We start from the raw sequence: 17,867 nt of genomic DNA, 5'->3' as shown, positions 1-17,867 counted from the left end.
CGGTTGTAGCTCAGTTGGTTAGAGTACCGGCCTGTCACGCCGGGGGTCGCGGGTTCGAGCCCCGTCAACCGCGCCATTTTCCTTTGAAATCAGACACCATACCCACGCTATCGCATTGCAGGGTGTCCTGAGGTCTGGCATGACGTTTCCGTCCGTTTCAATTCTGTCCGAGAGGGTGCTCATGACAAGCTTGAACCGGGTCGTGATGGCCCGACGCAGCCGTCAGTGGATTCATGGGCTCAATCCGCAGAAGCTGGAGGCTTTCGAGATTTCAGGTTCCTGGGGTAAGCAATTCGCCTTTCAGAACTATACGCAAGCCTGGCAGCGTCAGCTTGATATCTGCTGCGGACCATTGCTGGATGAACACGGAGAAGTCCGGCAATTTGACCTGATCCTGGCCAATCAGGTTTGGGAACATCTTGATCGACCCTATGAAGCGACTTTGAATGTGTTGGAGATGCTGCGACCTGGCGGTTACTTCTGGCTCGCAGTGCCTTTTTTCATTCCGTTTCACGCAGCTCCGCAGGATTGTTCTCGGTGGACTGCGCGAGGATTGAAGAATTTGCTAAGTGAGTGCGGTTTTGATCCGACTGGCATCAAGGCAGAGCAGTGGGGCAATCGCCATGCAGCCCAACGAAATCTGGAACTGGATTGGCCACCGACCTACGATCCCGAGACCGACGAATTGGAAAATGACCCGGATTTCCCAATTTGCGCATGGGCATTGGCCCGGAAATCGATTCAGTAGTTGGTAAGCCGGAGAAAATCCGCTAGTTCTTGCTTTGTTCTAACTTTTCGATTGGAGACTCGGCGCTGCTCGCTTATCTCTGAAAGACGTATCTGTTGGGGGCCAGAATGGCTGAGCTGAAGAATATCGAGGTGCGCGGAGCGCGCGAGCATAACCTCAAAAGCATTGATGTCGACATTCCGCGTGATCAGCTGGTGGTGATCACCGGTCTTTCTGGCTCGGGCAAGTCCTCGCTGGCGTTTGACACTATCTACGCCGAAGGTCAGCGCCGCTATGTCGAAAGCTTGTCGGCTTATGCGCGGCAGTTTCTGGATATGATGGAAAAGCCCGATGTAGATCACATCAGCGGCCTGAGCCCTGCTATTTCGATCGAACAGAAGACGACGTCCAAGAATCCCCGCTCAACCGTGGGGACCGTGACCGAGATTTACGACTATTTGCGTCTGTTGTTTGCTCGTGCTGGAACGCCTTACAGCCCGGCCACAGGGCTGCCTATCGAGGCGCAGCAAGTGCAAGACATGGTCGACCGGATCATGACCATGGAGGAGGGCACCCGTGGCTATTTGCTGGCCCCAATCGTGCGGGACCGGAAGGGCGAGTACAAAAAGGAATTCCTAGAACTTCGCAAACAAGGGTTCCAGCGCGTCAAGGTCGATGGCGAGTTCTACGAGTTGGATGAACCGCCAACGCTGGATAAGAAGTTCCGACATGATATCGATGTCGTGGTTGATCGTTTGGTTGTACGTGAAGGGATGGAAACGCGCTTGGCTGACAGCCTGCGGACAGCGCTAGATCTTGCCGATGGGATTGCAATTCTCGAAACCGCACCGAAAGAGGGCGACCCCGAGCGGATCACGTTCAGTGAGAATTTTGCCTGCCCGGTCAGTGGGTTCACGATCCCCGAGATCGAACCCCGTCTGTTTTCATTCAACGCGCCTTTCGGAGCATGCCCCGATTGCGACGGTCTGGGGGTTGAACTGTTCTTTGATGAACGCCTCGTTGTGCCGGACCAGACGCTGAAGCTGTATGATGGGGCTTTGGCGCCTTGGCGGAAGGGGAAATCCCCGTATTTCCTGCAAACCATCGAAGCCATCGCGCGGCACTATGAGTTCGACAAAAACACGCCGTGGAAGGATTTGCCCGATAAAGTTCAGCAGGTCTTCCTGCGTGGTTCTGGCGATGAGGAAATCCAGTTCCGCTATGACGAAGGTGGTCGCGTTTATCAGGTCACGCGCAGCTTCGAGGGCGTCATACCCAACATGGAGCGCCGATATCGCGAGACTGACAGCGCCTGGATTCGCGAAGAATTCGAGCGTTATCAGAACAATCGTCCCTGCGGCACCTGCGAGGGATATCGTCTGCGCGCAGAAGCGCTGGCTGTAAAAATTGCAGGACTGCATGTGGGGCAGGTGGTCCAGATGTCGATCCGAGAGGCATTGGCCTGGATTGAGGATGCGCCGAACCATCTGACTGCGCAAAAGAACGAAATCGCTCGGGCCATTCTGAAGGAAATCCGCGAACGGCTCGGCTTTTTGAATAATGTGGGTTTGGAATATCTTACACTGTCACGTTCAAGTGGCACTTTGTCCGGTGGCGAGAGCCAGCGCATTCGTTTGGCCAGCCAAATCGGATCGGGCCTGACCGGGGTATTGTATGTACTTGATGAACCTTCGATCGGTCTGCATCAACGCGACAATGACCGGCTGTTGGGGACACTCAAGAACCTGCGCGATCAGGGCAACACCGTTATCGTCGTAGAGCACGACGAAGAGGCCATTCGCGAGGCTGACTATGTCTTCGATATTGGACCCGGGGCTGGTGTTCACGGTGGGCAGGTCGTCAGCCATGGCACGCCCGATCACATCGCTGGTGATGCGGCTTCGATTACCGGTCAGTACCTGTCTGGGACGCGTGAAATTGCGGTACCTGCAGAGAGGCGAAAAGGTAAGAAGCAGAAGGTGAGCGTGGTCAAGGCCACCGGAAACAACCTGAAAAATGTCACGGCAGACTTTCCGCTGGGCAAGTTCGTCTGTGTTACTGGGGTCTCAGGAGGCGGTAAATCCACCCTGACGATTGAGACTTTGTTCAAAACCGCCTCGATGCGGCTGAATGGTGCGCGTCAGACACCGGCGCCTTGCGAGACGATTAAAGGTCTAGAGCATCTGGATAAGGTGATTGATATCGATCAGCGTCCGATAGGCCGGACTCCGCGTTCAAATCCAGCGACTTACACCGGGGCCTTTACGCCGATCCGCGACTGGTTTGCGGGCCTGCCTGAGGCCAAGGCGCGTGGCTACAAACCCGGTCGCTTCAGCTTCAATGTAAAAGGTGGACGCTGCGAGGCCTGTCAGGGTGACGGTGTGATCAAGATCGAGATGCACTTCCTGCCTGATGTCTATGTGACTTGTGAAACCTGTAAGGGCGCGCGCTATAATCGCGAGACGCTTGAGATCAAATTCAAGGGTAAGTCTATCGCGGATGTGCTTGATATGACTGTCGAAGATGCGCAAGAGTTCTTTAAGGCCGTGCCTTCGATCCGAGACAAGATGGATGCCCTTGCGCGCGTCGGGCTGGGATATATTAAGGTCGGTCAGCAAGCAACAACGCTGTCTGGTGGTGAAGCGCAGCGCGTGAAGCTGTCGAAAGAGCTCAGCAAACGTTCGACCGGGCGAACACTATATATCCTTGATGAGCCGACAACCGGTCTTCACTTCGAAGATGTTCGTAAGCTCCTAGAAGTGCTGCACGAACTGGTGGATCAGGGAAATACGGTTGTGGTGATCGAACACAATCTGGATGTGGTGAAAACCGCCGACTGGATTATCGACATCGGTCCCGAGGGAGGCGACGGAGGCGGCCAGATCGTGGCAGAGGGCACACCTGAAGATGTCGCGGAATGCGAGAACAGTCATACCGGACGCTACCTAAAACCGATGCTCAATACTGAACGTGTGGCCGCTGAATAGCGAACTCTAGTAGAGGATATCGGCAACTGCGCCGATGAGGTTCAACACTTTGCGCGTGTCCGGGTCGATTGAATAGACATAGTCACCGGCACGCACATAGTTGCCACCGCGCCGCAATCCATAGCGATAAGGGTCGTCAATCCAGATGTAGTCATCAAGCCGATCACCCTTTCGGTAGAGCTTTTTGACCTGCCCGGGTGGCACGCAAGGCACAGCCTTTTTCGCAAGCCCCGGAGGGCAATGGCCAGCATTGCTACGCACCACACCAGATTGCGGAGCGACTCGTTCGACCTGCAACTTGGACTTGTTTTTACCTTTACCATTGCCATTCCCGGCCAACGCTACGGCTGGGCTCAGCGCAATCAGGGCGATCATTGAAAGGCAGGTCAGAATTTTCATCGAGGCGCACTCCGGCGTGGGTGTTTGTATTTGCTTGTACAATACCCAATCACGTAGGAGCGCGCCTCCTTGTATTCCAGCCCTGTGCGGTTTTCCGCTGCCAGAGTGTTAGCTTCGGCCGCGCTTCTCGAACCGTGGCAACATGGCGCTGAAATCGCGACCTAAGCCATTTTCGTGTTCGACAAACTGTTCATAAAGCTTCGTTGCGATTTTTCCCATGGGAGTATCTGCATCAGCGCTTTCTGCAGCCTGTTGGCTGAGGCGAAGATCTTTCAGCATCAACTCGGCGGCAAAGCCAGGGGTATAATCATTGTCAGAAGGGCTTTCGGGGCCAACACCCGGCGCGGGGCAATACGCATTCATCGCCCAACTGTAGCCAGAAGAAGTACTTACCACATCAAACATTTTTTGGCGGTCCAACCCTAGCTTGTCAGCCAGTGCAAATGCCTCGCAGGTGGCAATCATGGTGACGCCGAGGATCATGTTGTTGCAGATTTTGGCGGCTTGACCAGCGCCCGCCTCGCCGCAGTGAACCGCTTTCTGGCCCATGATTTCAAACAAAGGGGCGGCTTTGGCAAAAGCGGTATCAGAACCACCAGCCATAAAGGTCAGCGTGCCGGCCGCGGCACCGCCAATTCCACCAGAAACCGGAGCATCCACCGAGAGCAGACCGGCGTCTGTGGCTTGCTGGGCCACGGCGCGGGCGCTGTCGACATCTACCGTCGAACAGTCGATCAGAACCGCACCGCCCTGCATCGCAGGAATGACCTCATTGGCCACGGTGCGCAGTATTTTGCCATTGGGAAGCATGGTGATGACCGCCTCTGCGCCAGAAACGGCTTGGGCCCCTGACGCGGCTATCGTCACACCATCGATCGATATGTCTGCCATGTCATGGCCGACCACTTCATGACCGGCCGCTGCCAAATTGGCTGCCATCGGGGCGCCCATGTTGCCCAGTCCAATGAATGCGATTTTCATCCCTTACTCCTCTGAAAAGGTCAGCGCGTTCTCACCTAATGGTTGCAACATATTAGAGACTGCCGCCGCAGGTACGTTCATATCTGCAAATTGCCAGTTTGGATTGCGATCCTTGTCTATGATCTGTGCGCGAATGCCTTCCAGAAAATCTCCGTGTTCCATCGCGCGATAGGTAAAGCGATACTCCATCTCCAAAGCCTTGCGCAGGGTCAGATTTGGTCCGCGCAACCGATGCAGCATTTCGATGCAACAGGCCATCGAAATCGGTGCGTTTCGTTTAAGGCCATTGAGAGTTTCCGAAGAAAACTCTAGGCCGTCGCTACGCAGGATGTTCAGGATATCGGTCAGGCTTTCTCCGCCGAAAAACGCGTCGATCTGAGGTTGGAGCTCGGCCAGTTTGCCTTTCGGGAGAGTTTCAGTGTGCTCTTCAACAATTTCTGCACGACCGGAAGCTTCCAACATTTCGATAAGGCCCGCCCAGCGGTCTTGCGGAATGAAATGATCAGCGAAGCCAGCAAAGATTGCGTCATCGGGCCCCATTCGGTAGCCGGTTGTTCCCAAATACTCACCCAGACGCCCTGGCGCCAGCGCCAACATCAGTGTTCCGCCCACATCGGGGACCAGACCGATCGAACACTCCGGCATAGCAATCTGCGAGCTTTCACCAACAACGCGATGACTGCCATGGCAGCCAATGCCGACACCGCCGCCCATGGTAAAGCCTTGCAGAAAACTGATCACAGGTTTGGGGTATTCAAAGATTATGGCATTCAGCCGATATTCGTCGCGCCAGAAGGTACGGCCGTAATCGTAATCGCCATTGGTGCCAGTTGCGTATAGCTCTGCAATGTCGCCACCCGCACAAAAAGCCTTTTCACCCTCGGCGTCAAAAATGATCAGATCGACTGCATCATCCTCACGCCAACTCCGGAGAGCGGTGTCGATGGCCATGCACATCTCATAGCTAAGTGCATTCAGGGCCTTTGGGCGAGTTAACGTGATGCGCCCGGCGCGCCCTACGGTACGTATATCGATGTCAGCCATTGGACCCTCAGCGGTTCGCCAGCATTTGCCGTGCAACGATGACGCGCATTATTTCGTTGGTGCCTTCAAGTATCTGGTGCACGCGCAAATCGCGCACAAGCTTTTCGATGCCATAGTCGGCCAGATAACCGTAGCCGCCATGCAATTGCAGGCACTGGTCAACCACCTTCGATCCGGTCTCGGTGACGAATTTTTTCGCCATGGCGCAGAATTTAGTGGCATCAGGCGCGCCCTGATCCAGTTTCCACGCTGCTTGCCTCAGGAAGGTGCGGGCGGCCTGCAATTCGATCTCCATATCGGCGAGGCGGAACTGCAGCGCTTGGAACTGATCGATGGATTGGCCGAATGCTTTGCGCTCGGACATGTATTGTAGCGTCATGTCCAGACCTTTCTGCGCTGCACCTAATGAGCATGAAGCAATATTCAGGCGTCCGCCGTCCAGCCCCATCATGGCGTATTTGAATCCGTCGCCTTCTGCACCGACCAAGTTTCCCGCGGGGATCTTACAGTCATCAAACTGGACCTGCGCGGTGGGCTGGCTTTTCCAGCCCATTTTCTGCTCTAAAGCGCCAAAGCTAAGGCCGGGGGTCCCGTCTTCGACATAGACCGTCGAAATTCCCTTGGGACCATCCTCACCCGTGCGGACCATGCAGACATAGGCATCCGAATATCCGCCGCCCGAGATGAAAGCCTTGGAGCCGTTCAGGGTGTATCCCTCGTTCGTGCGTTCAGCCCGGGTTTTCAAAGCGGCTGCGTCTGAGCCGGAACCAGGTTCCGTCAGGCAATAGCTGAGCACCGTCTCAAGGCTGAGAATGTCAGGCATGATGCGCGATTTCAGATCATCACTGGCAAAGCTGTCCAGCATTTTGGCGCACATGTTGTGGATCGACAGGAAAGCCGCGACCGAGGGGCAGGCCATCGACAGGGCTTCGAACACCAGCGTCGCATCAAGGCGGCTCAGGCCTGATCCGCCACCTTCTTCCGTGACGTAGAGGGCGCCAAAACCAAGTTCGCCAATCTTGGGCCAAAGATCTTTCGGGATCGTGCCGTCAGCTTCCCATTGGCGCGCGAATGGGGCGATATGTTCCTGGCCAAAGGCATAGGCCATATCAAAAATGGCTGTCTGTTCTTCGGTCAACGCGAAATCCATGGCGGTGGTCCCTGTATACTGCAGAATTGAACAAGCGTTTTATTCTTCAATCCTTACAGAAATTTTTCAACGGCGGCAAACACTGCGGCCGGGTTTGGGAGAATTACTTGCCTGCGCTATACTGAGGAAATTCAAAAGATCGATTTTATGGAGTATTCTGATGCCGTCACACAAAATGGCCGTGATCGCCATTCACGGAATGGGAAGCCAATACAGACCCCAAGGGCAACCTGCATCGACAACCCCAACATTTTCGAAAGGACTGAAGCGGCGCGTCGCGAACCGGATCGGAGCCGATATGAGCCATGTGATCTGGCATGAGGTTGTATGGGCGCAAATCCTGCAGGGTCGGCAGAAAGATTATCTGCGCAAGATCAACCGTAGTTTGGGCTATGACAAGCTGCGCGAGTTTGTTGTGTGCAACTTGTCGGATGCTGCCTCATATCGCCCAACGCCGGATGACGGTGACAAAATCTATGATGCGATCCACAAGAAAATCGAGAATGTGATGGGTGTGGTCAAACATCAGGTAGGCCATGACGGCCCCGTCCTGATACTGGCCCACTCACTGGGCGGGCACATAATGTCCAACTATATCTACGATATGCAGAGGCATCTGCGGCAGGGTGGATCGCCGGTTCATCCGACACATGTAGAAAACATGAAAACAGTCGCGGGGATCGTGACCTTCGGATGCAATATTCCGATCTTCTTATTCGCGTATCCCGAGAATGAGATATTCCCGATTATGGCTCCTAATCGCGAGCTTCCACCCGCGCTCCGGTTTACGACATGGTGGCATAACTACTATGATCGTCACGATGTTCTTGGGTTTCCGTTGGGCAAAAGCGCGCCGAGCTATGCGCAGCTGGCACAAAGCAGAGCCTTGAAAGACAAACCAATCAATGCGGGCAAAATATTTACGTCTTGGAACCCGTTCTCGCACAACGGATATTGGACAGACCGGGACCTGTACGAACCGGTGGCAGAACGGATTAAGGATATTCTGGCCGCAGTCTGAAACTACAAATCAGCGTGAAATTCTTCGATCAGATGGCTAACCACGGCTTTCCCTGGATCATCTCCGCGCGCGACAGCCTCGGCATGAACGCGACGTTGGCGGGTTGAAGAAGTGCCGGTCTCGGCAATGTGCCTTAGACGTGCAATCTCGGTCATCGTGCCGAGCGCTTCCGTATCTTCAGCCAGCATACCCATGAGTTCACCCATCAGTTCGGCCATCGGCTTGATCGAGCGATCCCCGAAATCAATCAGCCCTTCGCCAACGCCATAGCGTTGCGCGCGCCAGCGATTTTCGCCGATCAGGAACTTGTCATATTGCCGCCAACGTAGATTGCGCGCTTTCAGACGGCATAACATCCGGGTCAAGGCTTGCGCCAAAGCCGCCAAAGACAATGTGTGTTCCAGCCGGGGCTGGACATCCATGATCCGGGTTTCAAGCGTTGGAAAGCGGTGCGAAGGGCGCAGGTCCCACCAGATTTTTGAGGTATCTTCGATCACCCCGAGTTCGACCAAAACTCCGGTTGTACGTTCATATTCGCCCCAACTACTGAATACCGGAGGTAAACCGGTTCTGGGCAAGTTATCGAATACGGTCAACCGATAGGAGGATAGGCCCGTATCCTCTCCATTCCAGTAAGGTGACGAAGTAGACAAAGCCAGGAGATGCGGCAGAAAGTAAGACAGCTGTGGCATCAGATCGGCGCGCAGGGCCTGGTTTTCGATCCCCACATGCACGTGCATCCCACAGATCAGCATTCGGCGTGCAACGCCGCCAAGAGCGTGCTGCAATGCGTCATAGCGCTCTCTTCTTGTATGATGCTGATCTTTCCAGTTTGCGAATGGATGGCAGGAAACCGCGATTGGTGCCATATTGTATTCAGCCGCGCGCTTTGAGACACAGGACCGCAACCGCTTTAGGTCTTCTCGGGCGGATTTGATGGTGGCGTGCGGGCGGGTTCCGACCTCGATCTGGCATTGCAGAAATTCGGGGCTGACCTGACCTTCGAAATCACTTTGACAGGCTTCGATCAACGCGGTTGGGGCATGTGCAAGCTGCAAGCTGTCGCGATCAACCAGCAGATACTCTTCCTCAATGCCTAACGTGAATTCCTGCTGCATGGCGGTCCTCGTCGTTCAATTCCAATCAGTGAATACGGAATTTTCTCTTTTGCCAAGGGTTTGGCTCAAGGGTTCTTGCAGAGGTGCCGCGAGCAAAGGTAAGGAAAGGCGCAACGCAGATTGGAGCCATCCTTGTGAAACCCAGAAAATTTCCACAGATCAACGCTGCTCTGGACGAGTTAGGAGTGAAGCTGATCGACAAGGTCACGGAACAGGATGAACGGGCGCGGCTTGAAGCGTTTGAGCGGGCAGGGGGGCTGACCCGTCCGGCATACGCTTTGTCACCAGGGATGGAAGAGTTCGATATCACACAGTTGGTGGACGAGTACACGCGATACGCCGATGATCTTGCGGCGCTGAAAGATCCTGCGCGTAATCAGACAGGTTATGAAACCAACAACGGGTATTATGATAGCCCGGACGCGGATGCGCTTTATCTTATGATCCGCTGCTTTCAGCCAAAACGCGTGATCGAAGTCGGCTGCGGAAACTCGACCCGCGTGACACGCCAAGCGATAATCGACGGGGCCCTTGATACGACCATCACCGCAATTGATCCGTATCCGCGCGCCGATATCGCTCATGTCGTTGATCGGTTCGAGCAAAAGCGACTGGAAGAGGTCGATCCCGCAATATTCGAACAGCTTGAAGCCGGAGACGTTCTTTTCATCGATTCAAGCCACGTGGTCCGGATGAGCAATGACGTGGCTCATCTATTCTGTCGGATCATTCCGGCGCTGAAACCGGGCGTTGTCATCCACGTCCACGATGTTTTTCTGCCTTACGAATATCCTAAGCGGTTCTTCTATGATTGTCCGGGTTGGGGCGAGCAATACATGCTGCACGCCTTGCTGCAATCTGGCTTCTATTCAATGCTTTGGCCCGGATATTATTTGCAACAGGAACGCCCCGACGCGGTGGAGGCATTACCGTTTCTGAAAGACGGTCGCGCGCAGAGCATATGGGTGCAGCTCAAAGAAAAATGATCAACATGTGATCCGGTTTGCTAAAAGGCCCGTAATCCTCTGCATAACAAGCTGGAGAGGAGTTAACAGCCATGTTCCGTCGCACATTCATGGGCGCTGCCGCCGCATTTGCACTTGCACTACCCGTCAAAGCACAGGCCGCAGATATCGTCGATACGGCAGTCGCCGCCGGGTCGTTTAACACTCTGGTCGCCGCCGTTCAGGCCGCTGGTTTGGTTGATACGTTGAAAGGCGATGGGCCTTTCACTGTCTTCGCACCCACAGACGAGGCTTTTGCCGCTCTGCCTGAAGGCACCGTTGAAACTCTTCTTCTTCCAGAGAACAAGGATCAGTTGGTAGCGATCCTGACCTATCATGTTGTGCCAGCCAAAGTGATGTCTGGTGACATCGCTGGGAAACGAGCAAAGGTTCTGACCGTACAAGGTGATCGTCTGAGCGTGAATGCAAAGAATGGTGTGAAAGTTAACGGCGCCGAAGTTGTACAGGCTGATATCGAAGCCAGTAACGGCGTCATTCACGTTGTAGATGAAGTGATTATCCCTGAATAAATTTACCACTTCCAAATCTTAAAAAGCCCCGTTCCTGATGGACGGGGCTTTTTGAATTCCTGGTAGAAATTTGCCGTTTAAACCAAACGTACCTGAGTACCGACTTTCACCAGCGGATACAGCTCTTCTACATGTTGGTTATAAAGACCGATACAGCCAGACGAGCTTTGGCGTCCGATCTTGCGGGTATCGTGGGTGCCGTGAACCAAGTAGGCAGGCCAGCCAAGATACATGGCGCGGGTCCCCAACGGGTTTCCAGGTTCGCCACCCTCCATGCGAACCGGCAACGATGGATCGCGTTCGCGCATTGATGCAGTTGGTGTCCAGCTTGGGTTCTCCGCTTTGCGCGTGACTTTGGTATAGCCGCGCTTGGTCAGCTCTTCGCTCATCGGGACAGAGCTGGGATAGAGCTTATAGGTTCCATCTGGCCCCCAGTAATGCACAGCTCGGCTGGTGATATCGGCCAACAATGCACCAACACCCAACTCGTCAAAGTGATCCTGCCAATTCTGCTGCGAGAATGACGATACATTGCGACGGACGGGTAATTGTGTGCTGATCGCCTCTTCATCTTGCGGGAATGCATCGATGCTTTGGGCGCGTAGGATGGCTGGTGTCGCAATCAGAGATGCGGCGCCCAACAGGGCGTGGCGGCGGGTCAAACGATTTTGGGACAATGTTGCCTCCGGAATGATACGAACTGCTCGATTAGTTGATTTGGCGATAAAATATTGGTGATTGCCTGACTTTTCCAGAGGTAGGCCTCTGAATTTCTCGTGAGGTGTCTGAACCAGCAGGAACAGGCCCAAAACGAAAGAAACCCGGCCTGCGTTAGGCCGGGCTTCCTAATTAATGATCTATTAGATCAGTCCATGGCTTTGAAGTTGAACTCGCCGCCTTCCTTGATACCCGACGGCCAGCGCGATGTGACAGTCTTGGTGCGCGAGTAGAACTTGAAGCTGTCCGGGCCGTGCTGGTTCAGGTCACCGAACATGGACTTCTTCCAGCCACCGAAGGTGTGATAGGCCAGCGGAACCGGGATCGGCACGTTAATACCAACCATGCCGATGTTGATCCGGCTGGCGAAATCACGTGCGGTGTCGCCGTCGCGGGTGAAGATCGCGGTGCCGTTGCCGTATTCATGATCCATCGCCAGTTTCAGCGCTTCTTCATAAGAACCCGCGCGGACGGTCGACAGGACCGGGCCAAAGATCTCTTGCTTATAGATGTCCATGTCGGGCGTGACGTTGTCGAACAGGTGCGGGCCGACAAAGAAACCGTCCTCATAACCCTGCAGGCTGAAGTCACGGTTGTCGACAACCAGCTTCGCGCCTTGCTCAACGCCCGAGTTGATCAGGCCAAGGATACGTTCTTTCGCAGCGGCAGTGACCACCGGACCCATGTCAACGTCGTCACCTGCTGTGTAGGGGCCGACTTTCAGCTTTTCGACACGCGGGATCAGTTTTTCGATCAGTGCGTCTGCGGTTTCTTCGCCAACCGGTACAGCGACCGAGATTGCCATGCAGCGTTCGCCAGCTGCGCCAAAGCCAGCACCGACCAGCGCGTCAGCGGCCTGATCCAGATCGGCGTCAGGCATAACGATCATGTGGTTCTTGGCGCCACCGAAGCACTGTGCGCGTTTGCCGTTGGCGGTTGCACGAGCGTAGATGTATTGCGCGATCGGGGTTGAACCCACGAACGACACGCCCTGAATGATCTCACTGTCCAGCAAGGTATCCACGGCCTCTTTGTCGCCGTTCACAACCTGGAACACGCCTTTGGGCAGACCAGCTTCGACAAACAGTTCAGCCAGCATCAATGGAACAGAAGGGTCACGCTCGGACGGTTTCAGAACAACTGCGTTGCCGCAGGCTAGTGCCGGGCCGACATGCCACAACGGCATCATGGCCGGGAAGTTGAACGGCATGATCGAGGCGACCACACCCAGCGGCTGACGCATCGAATACATATCGATGCCCGGGCCCGCGCTGTCGGTGAATTCACCTTTCAGCATCTGGGGGGCGCCGATGCAGTATTCGATCACTTCCAGACCGCGCTGCAGGTCACCCTTGGCGTCCGGGATGGTCTTGCCATGTTCACGGCTGAGCGCCTCGGCCAGCTTGTCCATGTCGCGGTTCATCAAGCCAACCATCGCCATCATAACGCGCGCGCGCTTCTGCGGGTTGGTTGCGCCCCAAGCGACCTGAGCAGCTGCTGCGTCTTCGATCGCTGCGGTGGTCTCGGCGACACTTGCCATCGGGCATTGGTACTGCACTTCGCCCGTTGCCGGGTTGAACACATCGTCAAAGCGGCCAGATGTGCCGGCGACATGTTCGCCGTTGATGAAATGGGTCAGGTTCTGCATGGCAAGTTCCTCCGGATTAGGTTGCGCGCAGAATAGACTTGCGAAAATCACCTGAACAGAGGCAATATTTCAAATCAGTTTTGCAAAAATGCAAAGGGTAGGGCATGACGCCGAATTGGGATGATTTGCGGGTTTTCCTGGCAGTTGCTCGCGACGAAAGCCTTTCGGGGGCGGGGCGGGTTCTTAAGATAGACCCGGCGACTGTCGGTCGCAGAATCGCGCGATTGGAAGCGGCTTTGGACGCGGTGTTGTTCACGAAATCACAGCAGGGCTATGTGTTGACGACTGCGGGACAGCGTCTCATGGAGCATGGGCTACAGGCAGAAGAGGCTATGCGCGCGGCGACAGGTGTCATGTCGGGTTCCGCCAAGTCGCTGAGTGGTCAGATCAGAATTGGTGCGCCGGATGGAAGTGCCAATTACCTTTTGCCGCAGGTCTGCGCCAAGATCAGCGATGCGAATCCTGACCTCGATATTCAGATTTTGGCGTTGCCGCGCATTATCAACCTATCCCGGCGAGAGGCCGATATGGCGGTCACTGTCAGTGCGCCCACTGCCGGGCAATTGCTGGTTCAAAAGATATCCGATTATCGGCTGCACATGGTCGCCACGAAAGATTACCTGAATCGCCACGCTGAAATTAGATCCATTGAGGATCTGAAAGGGCACAGGATGATCGGCTATATCCCGGACATGATCTTCGATCGGGAACTTGACTACCTCAACGATATTGGTGTTGAGCGTGTCGCGCTTGCATCAAACTCGGTCTCAGTTCAGTTGCGGCAGGTGTCGCTGGGCACCGGGGTTTGTGTTGCGCATGATTTTACATTGCCGTTCCACCGGGGATTGCAAAAAATACTGACGGATCAGGTAAGTCTGACCCGGGGGTTCTATCTGGTCCGCCATCAGGGTGACCAGCGCAATGAGCGGTTGAATCGGTTTGCCGAAGCACTAACACGTGGCCTGCGGGACGAAGTAGCGCGGCTGGAAGCCGAAGCTTCACCTTGACACCTTCAGACATTCCGGCAACGCTTAGAAAACAGTACGTTATTCCGGAGGTTTTTGCAGATGCTCGTTCAGGCCATTCTCAAGTCCAAAGCTGGCAGCGGCGTAGTGACGGTCGAACCATCGGCGTCGGTCTCGCAGGCCGCCGCAATCCTGGCGGAGAATCGGATCGGCACTGTGATCGTTTCCGAAGATGGCGGGCAGACGGCATCGGGCATCCTGTCCGAACGTGATATCGTGCGCGAGCTGGCGGCCAGTGGTAGCGGGTGTCTGGACAAGCCGGTCAGTACCTACATGACCAAGAAACTTGTAACAGCCAGCCAGCAGGACTCGGTCGAATCCATCCTGTCACAAATGACGGAAGGTCGATTTCGCCATATGCCGGTTCTGGAAGAGGGCAAACTGGTCGGAATCGTAACGCTGGGCGATGCGGTCAAGGCGCAACTGGCTGAACTTGCTATGGAAAAAGACGCGCTTGAAGGCATGATCATGGGCCACTGAACGCGGAGGCTGTTTCAGCCTCTTGCACCTGCGGCAAAGTTATGTTTGCTTGCGCAGAAATTTTGTTGCGCTGGAGAGCCCTATGCGGGTTGGATTATATCCCGGTACCTTTGACCCAATCACATTGGGCCATATCGACATCATTCGCCGTGCCGCTGCATTGGTGGATAAGCTTGTGATTGGCGTCGCTATCAACCGCGACAAGGGCCCTCTGTTTTCTTTGGAAGAACGAGTCTCGATGATCGAAGCCGAGTGTGCGCATCTCACCGAACAGACCGGAACCGAAATCGTAGCGCACCCATTTGAAAACCTGCTGATCGATTGTGCACGAGATGTCGGGGCGCAAATCATTGTGCGCGGTCTGCGCGCGGTCGCGGATTTCGAGTACGAATTCCAGATGGTCGGCATGAACCGCGCGCTGGACGACTCGATTGAAACGGTCTTCCTAATGGCCGAGGCTCGGCATCAGGCGATTGCCTCGAAACTGGTCAAAGAAATCGCCAGGTTGAATGGGGACGTGTCGAAATTCGTCACGCCCCGCGTCAATGAAGCTCTGCGTGAGCGTTTAGGCTAGGGCACCCATCGCGGCGGCCGTGTCCAGCATTCGGTTCGAGAAGCCCCACTCATTGTCGTACCAAGCGAGGACGCGCACCAGCGTGCCGTCGGTTACTTTGGTTTCAGCCAGCGAAACGGTCGAGCTGTGCGAGTCGTGGTTAAAATCGATCGATATCAGGGGGCGATTCTCGGCTGCCAAAACGCCGGGGACCTTCGCGGCGGCTTCTACGAAGAGGGTATTGACCTCCTCTTCGGTTGTTGGGCGTGATACTTCGGCGACCAGGTCAACAACTGAGACATTGGGCGTAGGCACGCGAATGGCTTGCCCGGTCAACTTTCCGGCCAGTTGTGGCAATACCAGACCCACTGCAGACGCCGCGCCGGTTGTCGTGGGAATCATCGACAGTGCTGCTGCGCGCGACAGGTAGGGGTCTTTCCCAGCTGTGTCATGAACCGGTTGGCTCGCCGTGTAGGCATGAACGGTTGTCATATTGCCGTGCTTGATGCCAAGCCCAGCGTCCAGTGCTGCGGCCACGGGCGACAGGCAGTTGGTAGTACACGAGGCGTTCGAGACAACGATATCGTCAGCGGTAAGCTCATGATCGTTTACGCCAAAGACAACAGTCTTCACGCCACCATCGCCACGGGCAGGGGCAGAAATCAATACTTTCTTTGATCCGTTTTTCAGGTGCCGCTCGGCTGCTTCACGGGTCCTGAAAACTCCGGTGCATTCCAGAACAACATCCACATCTGACCAATCCAGTGCTTCGGGATCACGCTCGCTGGTCAAGCGGATTGATCCGGCACCGACGTCCAGGCCGGAATCGCTGAGCGTTACCGGGTTGGGATAACGGCCATGCACACTGTCGAATTCGAACAGATGAGCGTTCATTTCCGGCTTTGCCAGATCGTTAATAGCGACGATTTCAACATCGGTGCGTCCGGATTCCATGACGGCTCGCAATACGCCTCGTCCGATCCGTCCAAATCCGTTGATTGCTAGCTTGAGTGTCATAATGCGCTCCGTCAGAATTTGGTCGATTGATGGTTAGCGCTAACAAAGCTAGATTGGCGCGAAAGTCAAGCAAAACCTCTGTCATCGCCAGAAGGCAAGCCAATCCAGAAAATCGTAAAGCTTCTTACCAAGGAACAGCAGGTGTTCGGTGCCGAATAGTGCAACGTCCAGCATCAGACCGCCCAGAATTAGGATTCCAAGCCAGATAGCGATTTGATTTGTCATTTCTGCGCCCTGAACGAAAATGCCCGCTCAGATAACCTGAGCGGGCATCAAGGTACAAGCGATGTGCGAAGGGTCAGTTAAGGCGGCCCATCGCTACGGCGACATCCGCCATACGCACCGAGAAGCCCCATTCGTTGTCATACCATGCCAGTACACGCACCATACGGTTGTCAACGACGCGGGTCTGGTCTGGTGCGAAGATCGAGCTCTCTTCGGTGTGGTTGAAATCGGTCGAGACCAGCGGCGCAGGCTCATAGCCAAGGACCCGCTGCATCGGGCCCTTGGCGGCTTCTTCAACGATTGCGTTAACCTCTTCTACGGTCACGTCGCGCGATGCGCGGAACGACAGGTCAACGGCCGAGACATTTGGGGTAGGTACACGGATCGCGGAACCGTCCAAGCGGCCCTTGAGGTTAGGCAGGACTTCACCCAGCGCTGCCGCAGCACCGGTTGTGGTCGGGATCATCGACATGGCTGCGGCGCGTGCGCGATAAAGATCGCCGTGACGACGGTCCAGAGTGGGCTGGTCGCCGGTATAAGCGTGGATCGTGGTCATGATGCCATGCTCGATACCGATGCCTTCATCCAGAACTTTGGCAAGCGGGGCCAGGCAGTTGGTCGTGCAGGAGCCGTTGGACACCATATTGTCGTTTGCAGTCAGGGTGTTGTGGTTTACGCCAAACACAATTGTCTTATTGACATTCTTACCTGGCGCCGAAAGCAGCACCTTACCAGCGCCGCGATCTAGGTGCGTCTTTGCCTTTAGCCCGTCATTGAACTTGCCAGTACATTCCAGGACGACATCGCAGCCTTCCCAGTCAAGCTCGTTCATGTCATAGGTCGAGAACATTTCCATCGGGCCACGGCCCAGATCCATGGTGTTGCCTTCGACAGACACTTCGCGCGGGAAACGGCCGTGAATGCTGTCATATTTCAGCAGATGTGCCGATGTTTCCAGCGGGCCAGTGGCGTTGACCTTGATCACTTCGATGTCGTTACGCGCCGATGCGGCGATGTGCGACAGTGTACAGCGGCCGATGCGGCCAAAACCATTGATACCGACCTTGATGGTCATCCGACGTCTCCAAACTGCGCTTGTGTTGCTGGCCATATAGCCGTGAAAACCGAATCTCAAAAGGGCAAAAATGGCATATTTTTAAGGTGTTAGCGCAAACCTGTGCCGGTTGCGCTAACGCTTGCGCTAAGGGTTGGATCAGGTAGTGTCGGCAACAGCGGATAAA

The 17,867-nt window shown here is 55.1% G+C and carries 18 protein-coding genes; 8 read left to right on the top strand and 10 right to left on the bottom strand.

Annotation, left to right across the window (positions count from 1 at the left end):
• The first annotated feature begins 181 nt into the window (after positions 1-181).
• Together AC2FI7_RS04800 and uvrA are read left to right on the top strand one after the other, a co-directional pair.
• Positions 182-748 (top strand): class I SAM-dependent methyltransferase, encoded by a 567-nt coding sequence (locus AC2FI7_RS04800; protein WP_170469872.1) that lies wholly within the window; start codon positions 182-184, stop codon positions 746-748.
• 107 nt (positions 749-855) lie between these two features.
• Positions 856-3,714, top strand: a complete 2,859-nt coding sequence (gene uvrA / locus AC2FI7_RS04795; protein ID WP_496815401.1) for an excinuclease ABC subunit UvrA — start codon at positions 856-858, stop codon at positions 3,712-3,714.
• 6 nt (positions 3,715-3,720) lie between these two features.
• Here uvrA and AC2FI7_RS04790 read toward each other — a convergent pair whose 3' ends face one another.
• The 4 genes from AC2FI7_RS04790 to AC2FI7_RS04775 form a co-directional block, all read right to left on the bottom strand.
• Positions 3,721-4,113 carry a hypothetical protein gene (locus AC2FI7_RS04790; protein WP_010439814.1) on the bottom strand — a complete coding sequence of 131 codons (393 nt, stop codon included), beginning with the start codon at positions 4,111-4,113 and terminating at the stop codon, positions 3,721-3,723.
• 108 nt (positions 4,114-4,221) lie between these two features.
• Positions 4,222-5,094, bottom strand: coding sequence for a 3-hydroxyisobutyrate dehydrogenase (gene mmsB, locus AC2FI7_RS04785; RefSeq protein ID WP_010439816.1), 873 nt, complete (start codon positions 5,092-5,094; stop codon positions 4,222-4,224).
• 3 nt (positions 5,095-5,097) lie between these two features.
• Entirely contained in the window at positions 5,098-6,138 is a 1,041-nt protein-coding gene (locus AC2FI7_RS04780) for an enoyl-CoA hydratase/isomerase family protein (RefSeq protein ID WP_010439819.1), read from the bottom strand.
• A gap of 7 nt (positions 6,139-6,145) precedes the next feature.
• Complete coding sequence (locus AC2FI7_RS04775) at positions 6,146-7,288, bottom strand: acyl-CoA dehydrogenase family protein (protein WP_010439822.1); 1,143 nt, start codon at positions 7,286-7,288, stop codon at positions 6,146-6,148.
• A 160-nt stretch (positions 7,289-7,448) separates the two neighbouring features.
• Between AC2FI7_RS04775 and AC2FI7_RS04770 the strand changes: the two genes are divergently transcribed.
• Positions 7,449-8,309, top strand: coding sequence for a hypothetical protein (locus AC2FI7_RS04770; RefSeq protein ID WP_010439825.1), 861 nt, complete (start codon positions 7,449-7,451; stop codon positions 8,307-8,309).
• Positions 8,310-8,311: 2 nt separating this feature from the next.
• On the opposite strand, the gene AC2FI7_RS04765 is transcribed toward AC2FI7_RS04770, so the two are convergent.
• Positions 8,312-9,427, bottom strand: a complete 1,116-nt coding sequence (locus AC2FI7_RS04765; RefSeq protein ID WP_010439828.1) for a carboxylate-amine ligase — start codon at positions 9,425-9,427, stop codon at positions 8,312-8,314.
• A 134-nt stretch (positions 9,428-9,561) separates the two neighbouring features.
• On the opposite strand from AC2FI7_RS04765, the gene AC2FI7_RS04760 reads away from it, so the two are divergent.
• A complete protein-coding gene (locus tag AC2FI7_RS04760; protein WP_010439831.1) occupies positions 9,562-10,413 on the top strand; it encodes a class I SAM-dependent methyltransferase in 852 nt (283 codons plus the stop codon).
• Between the two features lie 71 nt (positions 10,414-10,484).
• Positions 10,485-10,961, top strand: a complete 477-nt coding sequence (locus AC2FI7_RS04755; RefSeq protein WP_010439833.1) for a fasciclin domain-containing protein — start codon at positions 10,485-10,487, stop codon at positions 10,959-10,961.
• Between the two features lie 77 nt (positions 10,962-11,038).
• Here AC2FI7_RS04755 and AC2FI7_RS04750 read toward each other — a convergent pair whose 3' ends face one another.
• The gene (locus AC2FI7_RS04750) at positions 11,039-11,638 is read right to left on the bottom strand and encodes a L,D-transpeptidase (RefSeq protein WP_029621788.1); all 600 of its coding nucleotides are present in this window, start codon (positions 11,636-11,638) and stop codon (positions 11,039-11,041) included.
• Between the two features lie 188 nt (positions 11,639-11,826).
• Positions 11,827-13,326 carry a CoA-acylating methylmalonate-semialdehyde dehydrogenase gene (locus tag AC2FI7_RS04745; RefSeq protein ID WP_039535334.1) on the bottom strand — a complete coding sequence of 500 codons (1,500 nt, stop codon included), beginning with the start codon at positions 13,324-13,326 and terminating at the stop codon, positions 11,827-11,829.
• A gap of 104 nt (positions 13,327-13,430) precedes the next feature.
• On the opposite strand from AC2FI7_RS04745, the gene AC2FI7_RS04740 reads away from it, so the two are divergent.
• From AC2FI7_RS04740 to coaD, 3 genes are all read left to right on the top strand, one after another.
• The gene (locus AC2FI7_RS04740; RefSeq protein WP_010439839.1) at positions 13,431-14,333 is read left to right on the top strand and encodes a LysR family transcriptional regulator; all 903 of its coding nucleotides are present in this window, start codon (positions 13,431-13,433) and stop codon (positions 14,331-14,333) included.
• A 60-nt stretch (positions 14,334-14,393) separates the two neighbouring features.
• Positions 14,394-14,831, top strand: a complete 438-nt coding sequence (locus AC2FI7_RS04735; RefSeq protein WP_010439840.1) for a CBS domain-containing protein — start codon at positions 14,394-14,396, stop codon at positions 14,829-14,831.
• 82 nt (positions 14,832-14,913) lie between these two features.
• Complete coding sequence (coaD, locus tag AC2FI7_RS04730; protein WP_010439842.1) at positions 14,914-15,405, top strand: pantetheine-phosphate adenylyltransferase; 492 nt, start codon at positions 14,914-14,916, stop codon at positions 15,403-15,405.
• Here the strand turns inward: coaD and gap (AC2FI7_RS04725) are convergent.
• The 3 genes from gap (AC2FI7_RS04725) to gap (AC2FI7_RS04715) all read right to left on the bottom strand — a co-directional run bounded on the left by gap (AC2FI7_RS04725) (position 15,397) and on the right by gap (AC2FI7_RS04715) (position 17,701).
• Positions 15,397-16,401: a type I glyceraldehyde-3-phosphate dehydrogenase gene (gene gap / locus AC2FI7_RS04725; RefSeq protein ID WP_010439844.1), complete on the bottom strand. Its 1,005-nt coding sequence runs from the start codon at positions 16,399-16,401 to the stop codon at positions 15,397-15,399. The genes coaD and gap (AC2FI7_RS04725) overlap by 9 nt on opposite strands.
• Before the next feature lie 81 nt (positions 16,402-16,482).
• Positions 16,483-16,626 carry a hypothetical protein gene (locus tag AC2FI7_RS04720; RefSeq protein ID WP_010439846.1) on the bottom strand — a complete coding sequence of 48 codons (144 nt, stop codon included), beginning with the start codon at positions 16,624-16,626 and terminating at the stop codon, positions 16,483-16,485.
• A 73-nt stretch (positions 16,627-16,699) separates the two neighbouring features.
• Entirely contained in the window at positions 16,700-17,701 is a 1,002-nt protein-coding gene (gene gap / locus AC2FI7_RS04715; RefSeq protein ID WP_010439848.1) for a type I glyceraldehyde-3-phosphate dehydrogenase, read from the bottom strand.
• Positions 17,702-17,867: the final 166 nt, after the last annotated feature.

The sequence above is a fragment of the Ruegeria sp. YTSA064 genome (genome assembly GCF_059610325.1).
The sequence above is the reverse complement of the archived record's forward strand: the minus strand, read 5'-3'. Positions and strand labels throughout refer to the sequence as shown.

Excerpts from the sequence above, each read along its gene's own strand:
- AC2FI7_RS04790 (WP_010439814.1), bottom strand. The coding sequence starts at position 4,113 with ATGAAAATTCTGACCTGCCTTTCAATGATCGCCCTGATTGCGCTGAGC.
- uvrA (WP_496815401.1), top strand. The coding sequence starts at position 856 with ATGGCTGAGCTGAAGAATATCGAGGTGCGCGGAGCGCGCGAGCATAAC.
- AC2FI7_RS04780 (WP_010439819.1), bottom strand. The coding sequence starts at position 6,138 with ATGGCTGACATCGATATACGTACCGTAGGGCGCGCCGGGCGCATCACG.
- AC2FI7_RS04740 (WP_010439839.1), top strand. The coding sequence starts at position 13,431 with ATGACGCCGAATTGGGATGATTTGCGGGTTTTCCTGGCAGTTGCTCGC.
- AC2FI7_RS04770 (WP_010439825.1), top strand. The coding sequence starts at position 7,449 with ATGCCGTCACACAAAATGGCCGTGATCGCCATTCACGGAATGGGAAGC.
- gap (WP_010439844.1), bottom strand. The coding sequence starts at position 16,401 with ATGACACTCAAGCTAGCAATCAACGGATTTGGACGGATCGGACGAGGC.
- AC2FI7_RS04720 (WP_010439846.1), bottom strand. The coding sequence starts at position 16,626 with ATGACAAATCAAATCGCTATCTGGCTTGGAATCCTAATTCTGGGCGGT.
- AC2FI7_RS04765 (WP_010439828.1), bottom strand. The coding sequence starts at position 9,427 with ATGCAGCAGGAATTCACGTTAGGCATTGAGGAAGAGTATCTGCTGGTT.
- AC2FI7_RS04745 (WP_039535334.1), bottom strand. The coding sequence starts at position 13,326 with ATGCAGAACCTGACCCATTTCATCAACGGCGAACATGTCGCCGGCACA.
- AC2FI7_RS04775 (WP_010439822.1), bottom strand. The coding sequence starts at position 7,288 with ATGGATTTCGCGTTGACCGAAGAACAGACAGCCATTTTTGATATGGCC.
- mmsB (WP_010439816.1), bottom strand. The coding sequence starts at position 5,094 with ATGAAAATCGCATTCATTGGACTGGGCAACATGGGCGCCCCGATGGCA.
- AC2FI7_RS04735 (WP_010439840.1), top strand. The coding sequence starts at position 14,394 with ATGCTCGTTCAGGCCATTCTCAAGTCCAAAGCTGGCAGCGGCGTAGTG.
- coaD (WP_010439842.1), top strand. The coding sequence starts at position 14,914 with ATGCGGGTTGGATTATATCCCGGTACCTTTGACCCAATCACATTGGGC.
- gap (WP_010439848.1), bottom strand. The coding sequence starts at position 17,701 with ATGACCATCAAGGTCGGTATCAATGGTTTTGGCCGCATCGGCCGCTGT.
- AC2FI7_RS04755 (WP_010439833.1), top strand. The coding sequence starts at position 10,485 with ATGTTCCGTCGCACATTCATGGGCGCTGCCGCCGCATTTGCACTTGCA.
- AC2FI7_RS04800 (WP_170469872.1), top strand. The coding sequence starts at position 182 with ATGACAAGCTTGAACCGGGTCGTGATGGCCCGACGCAGCCGTCAGTGG.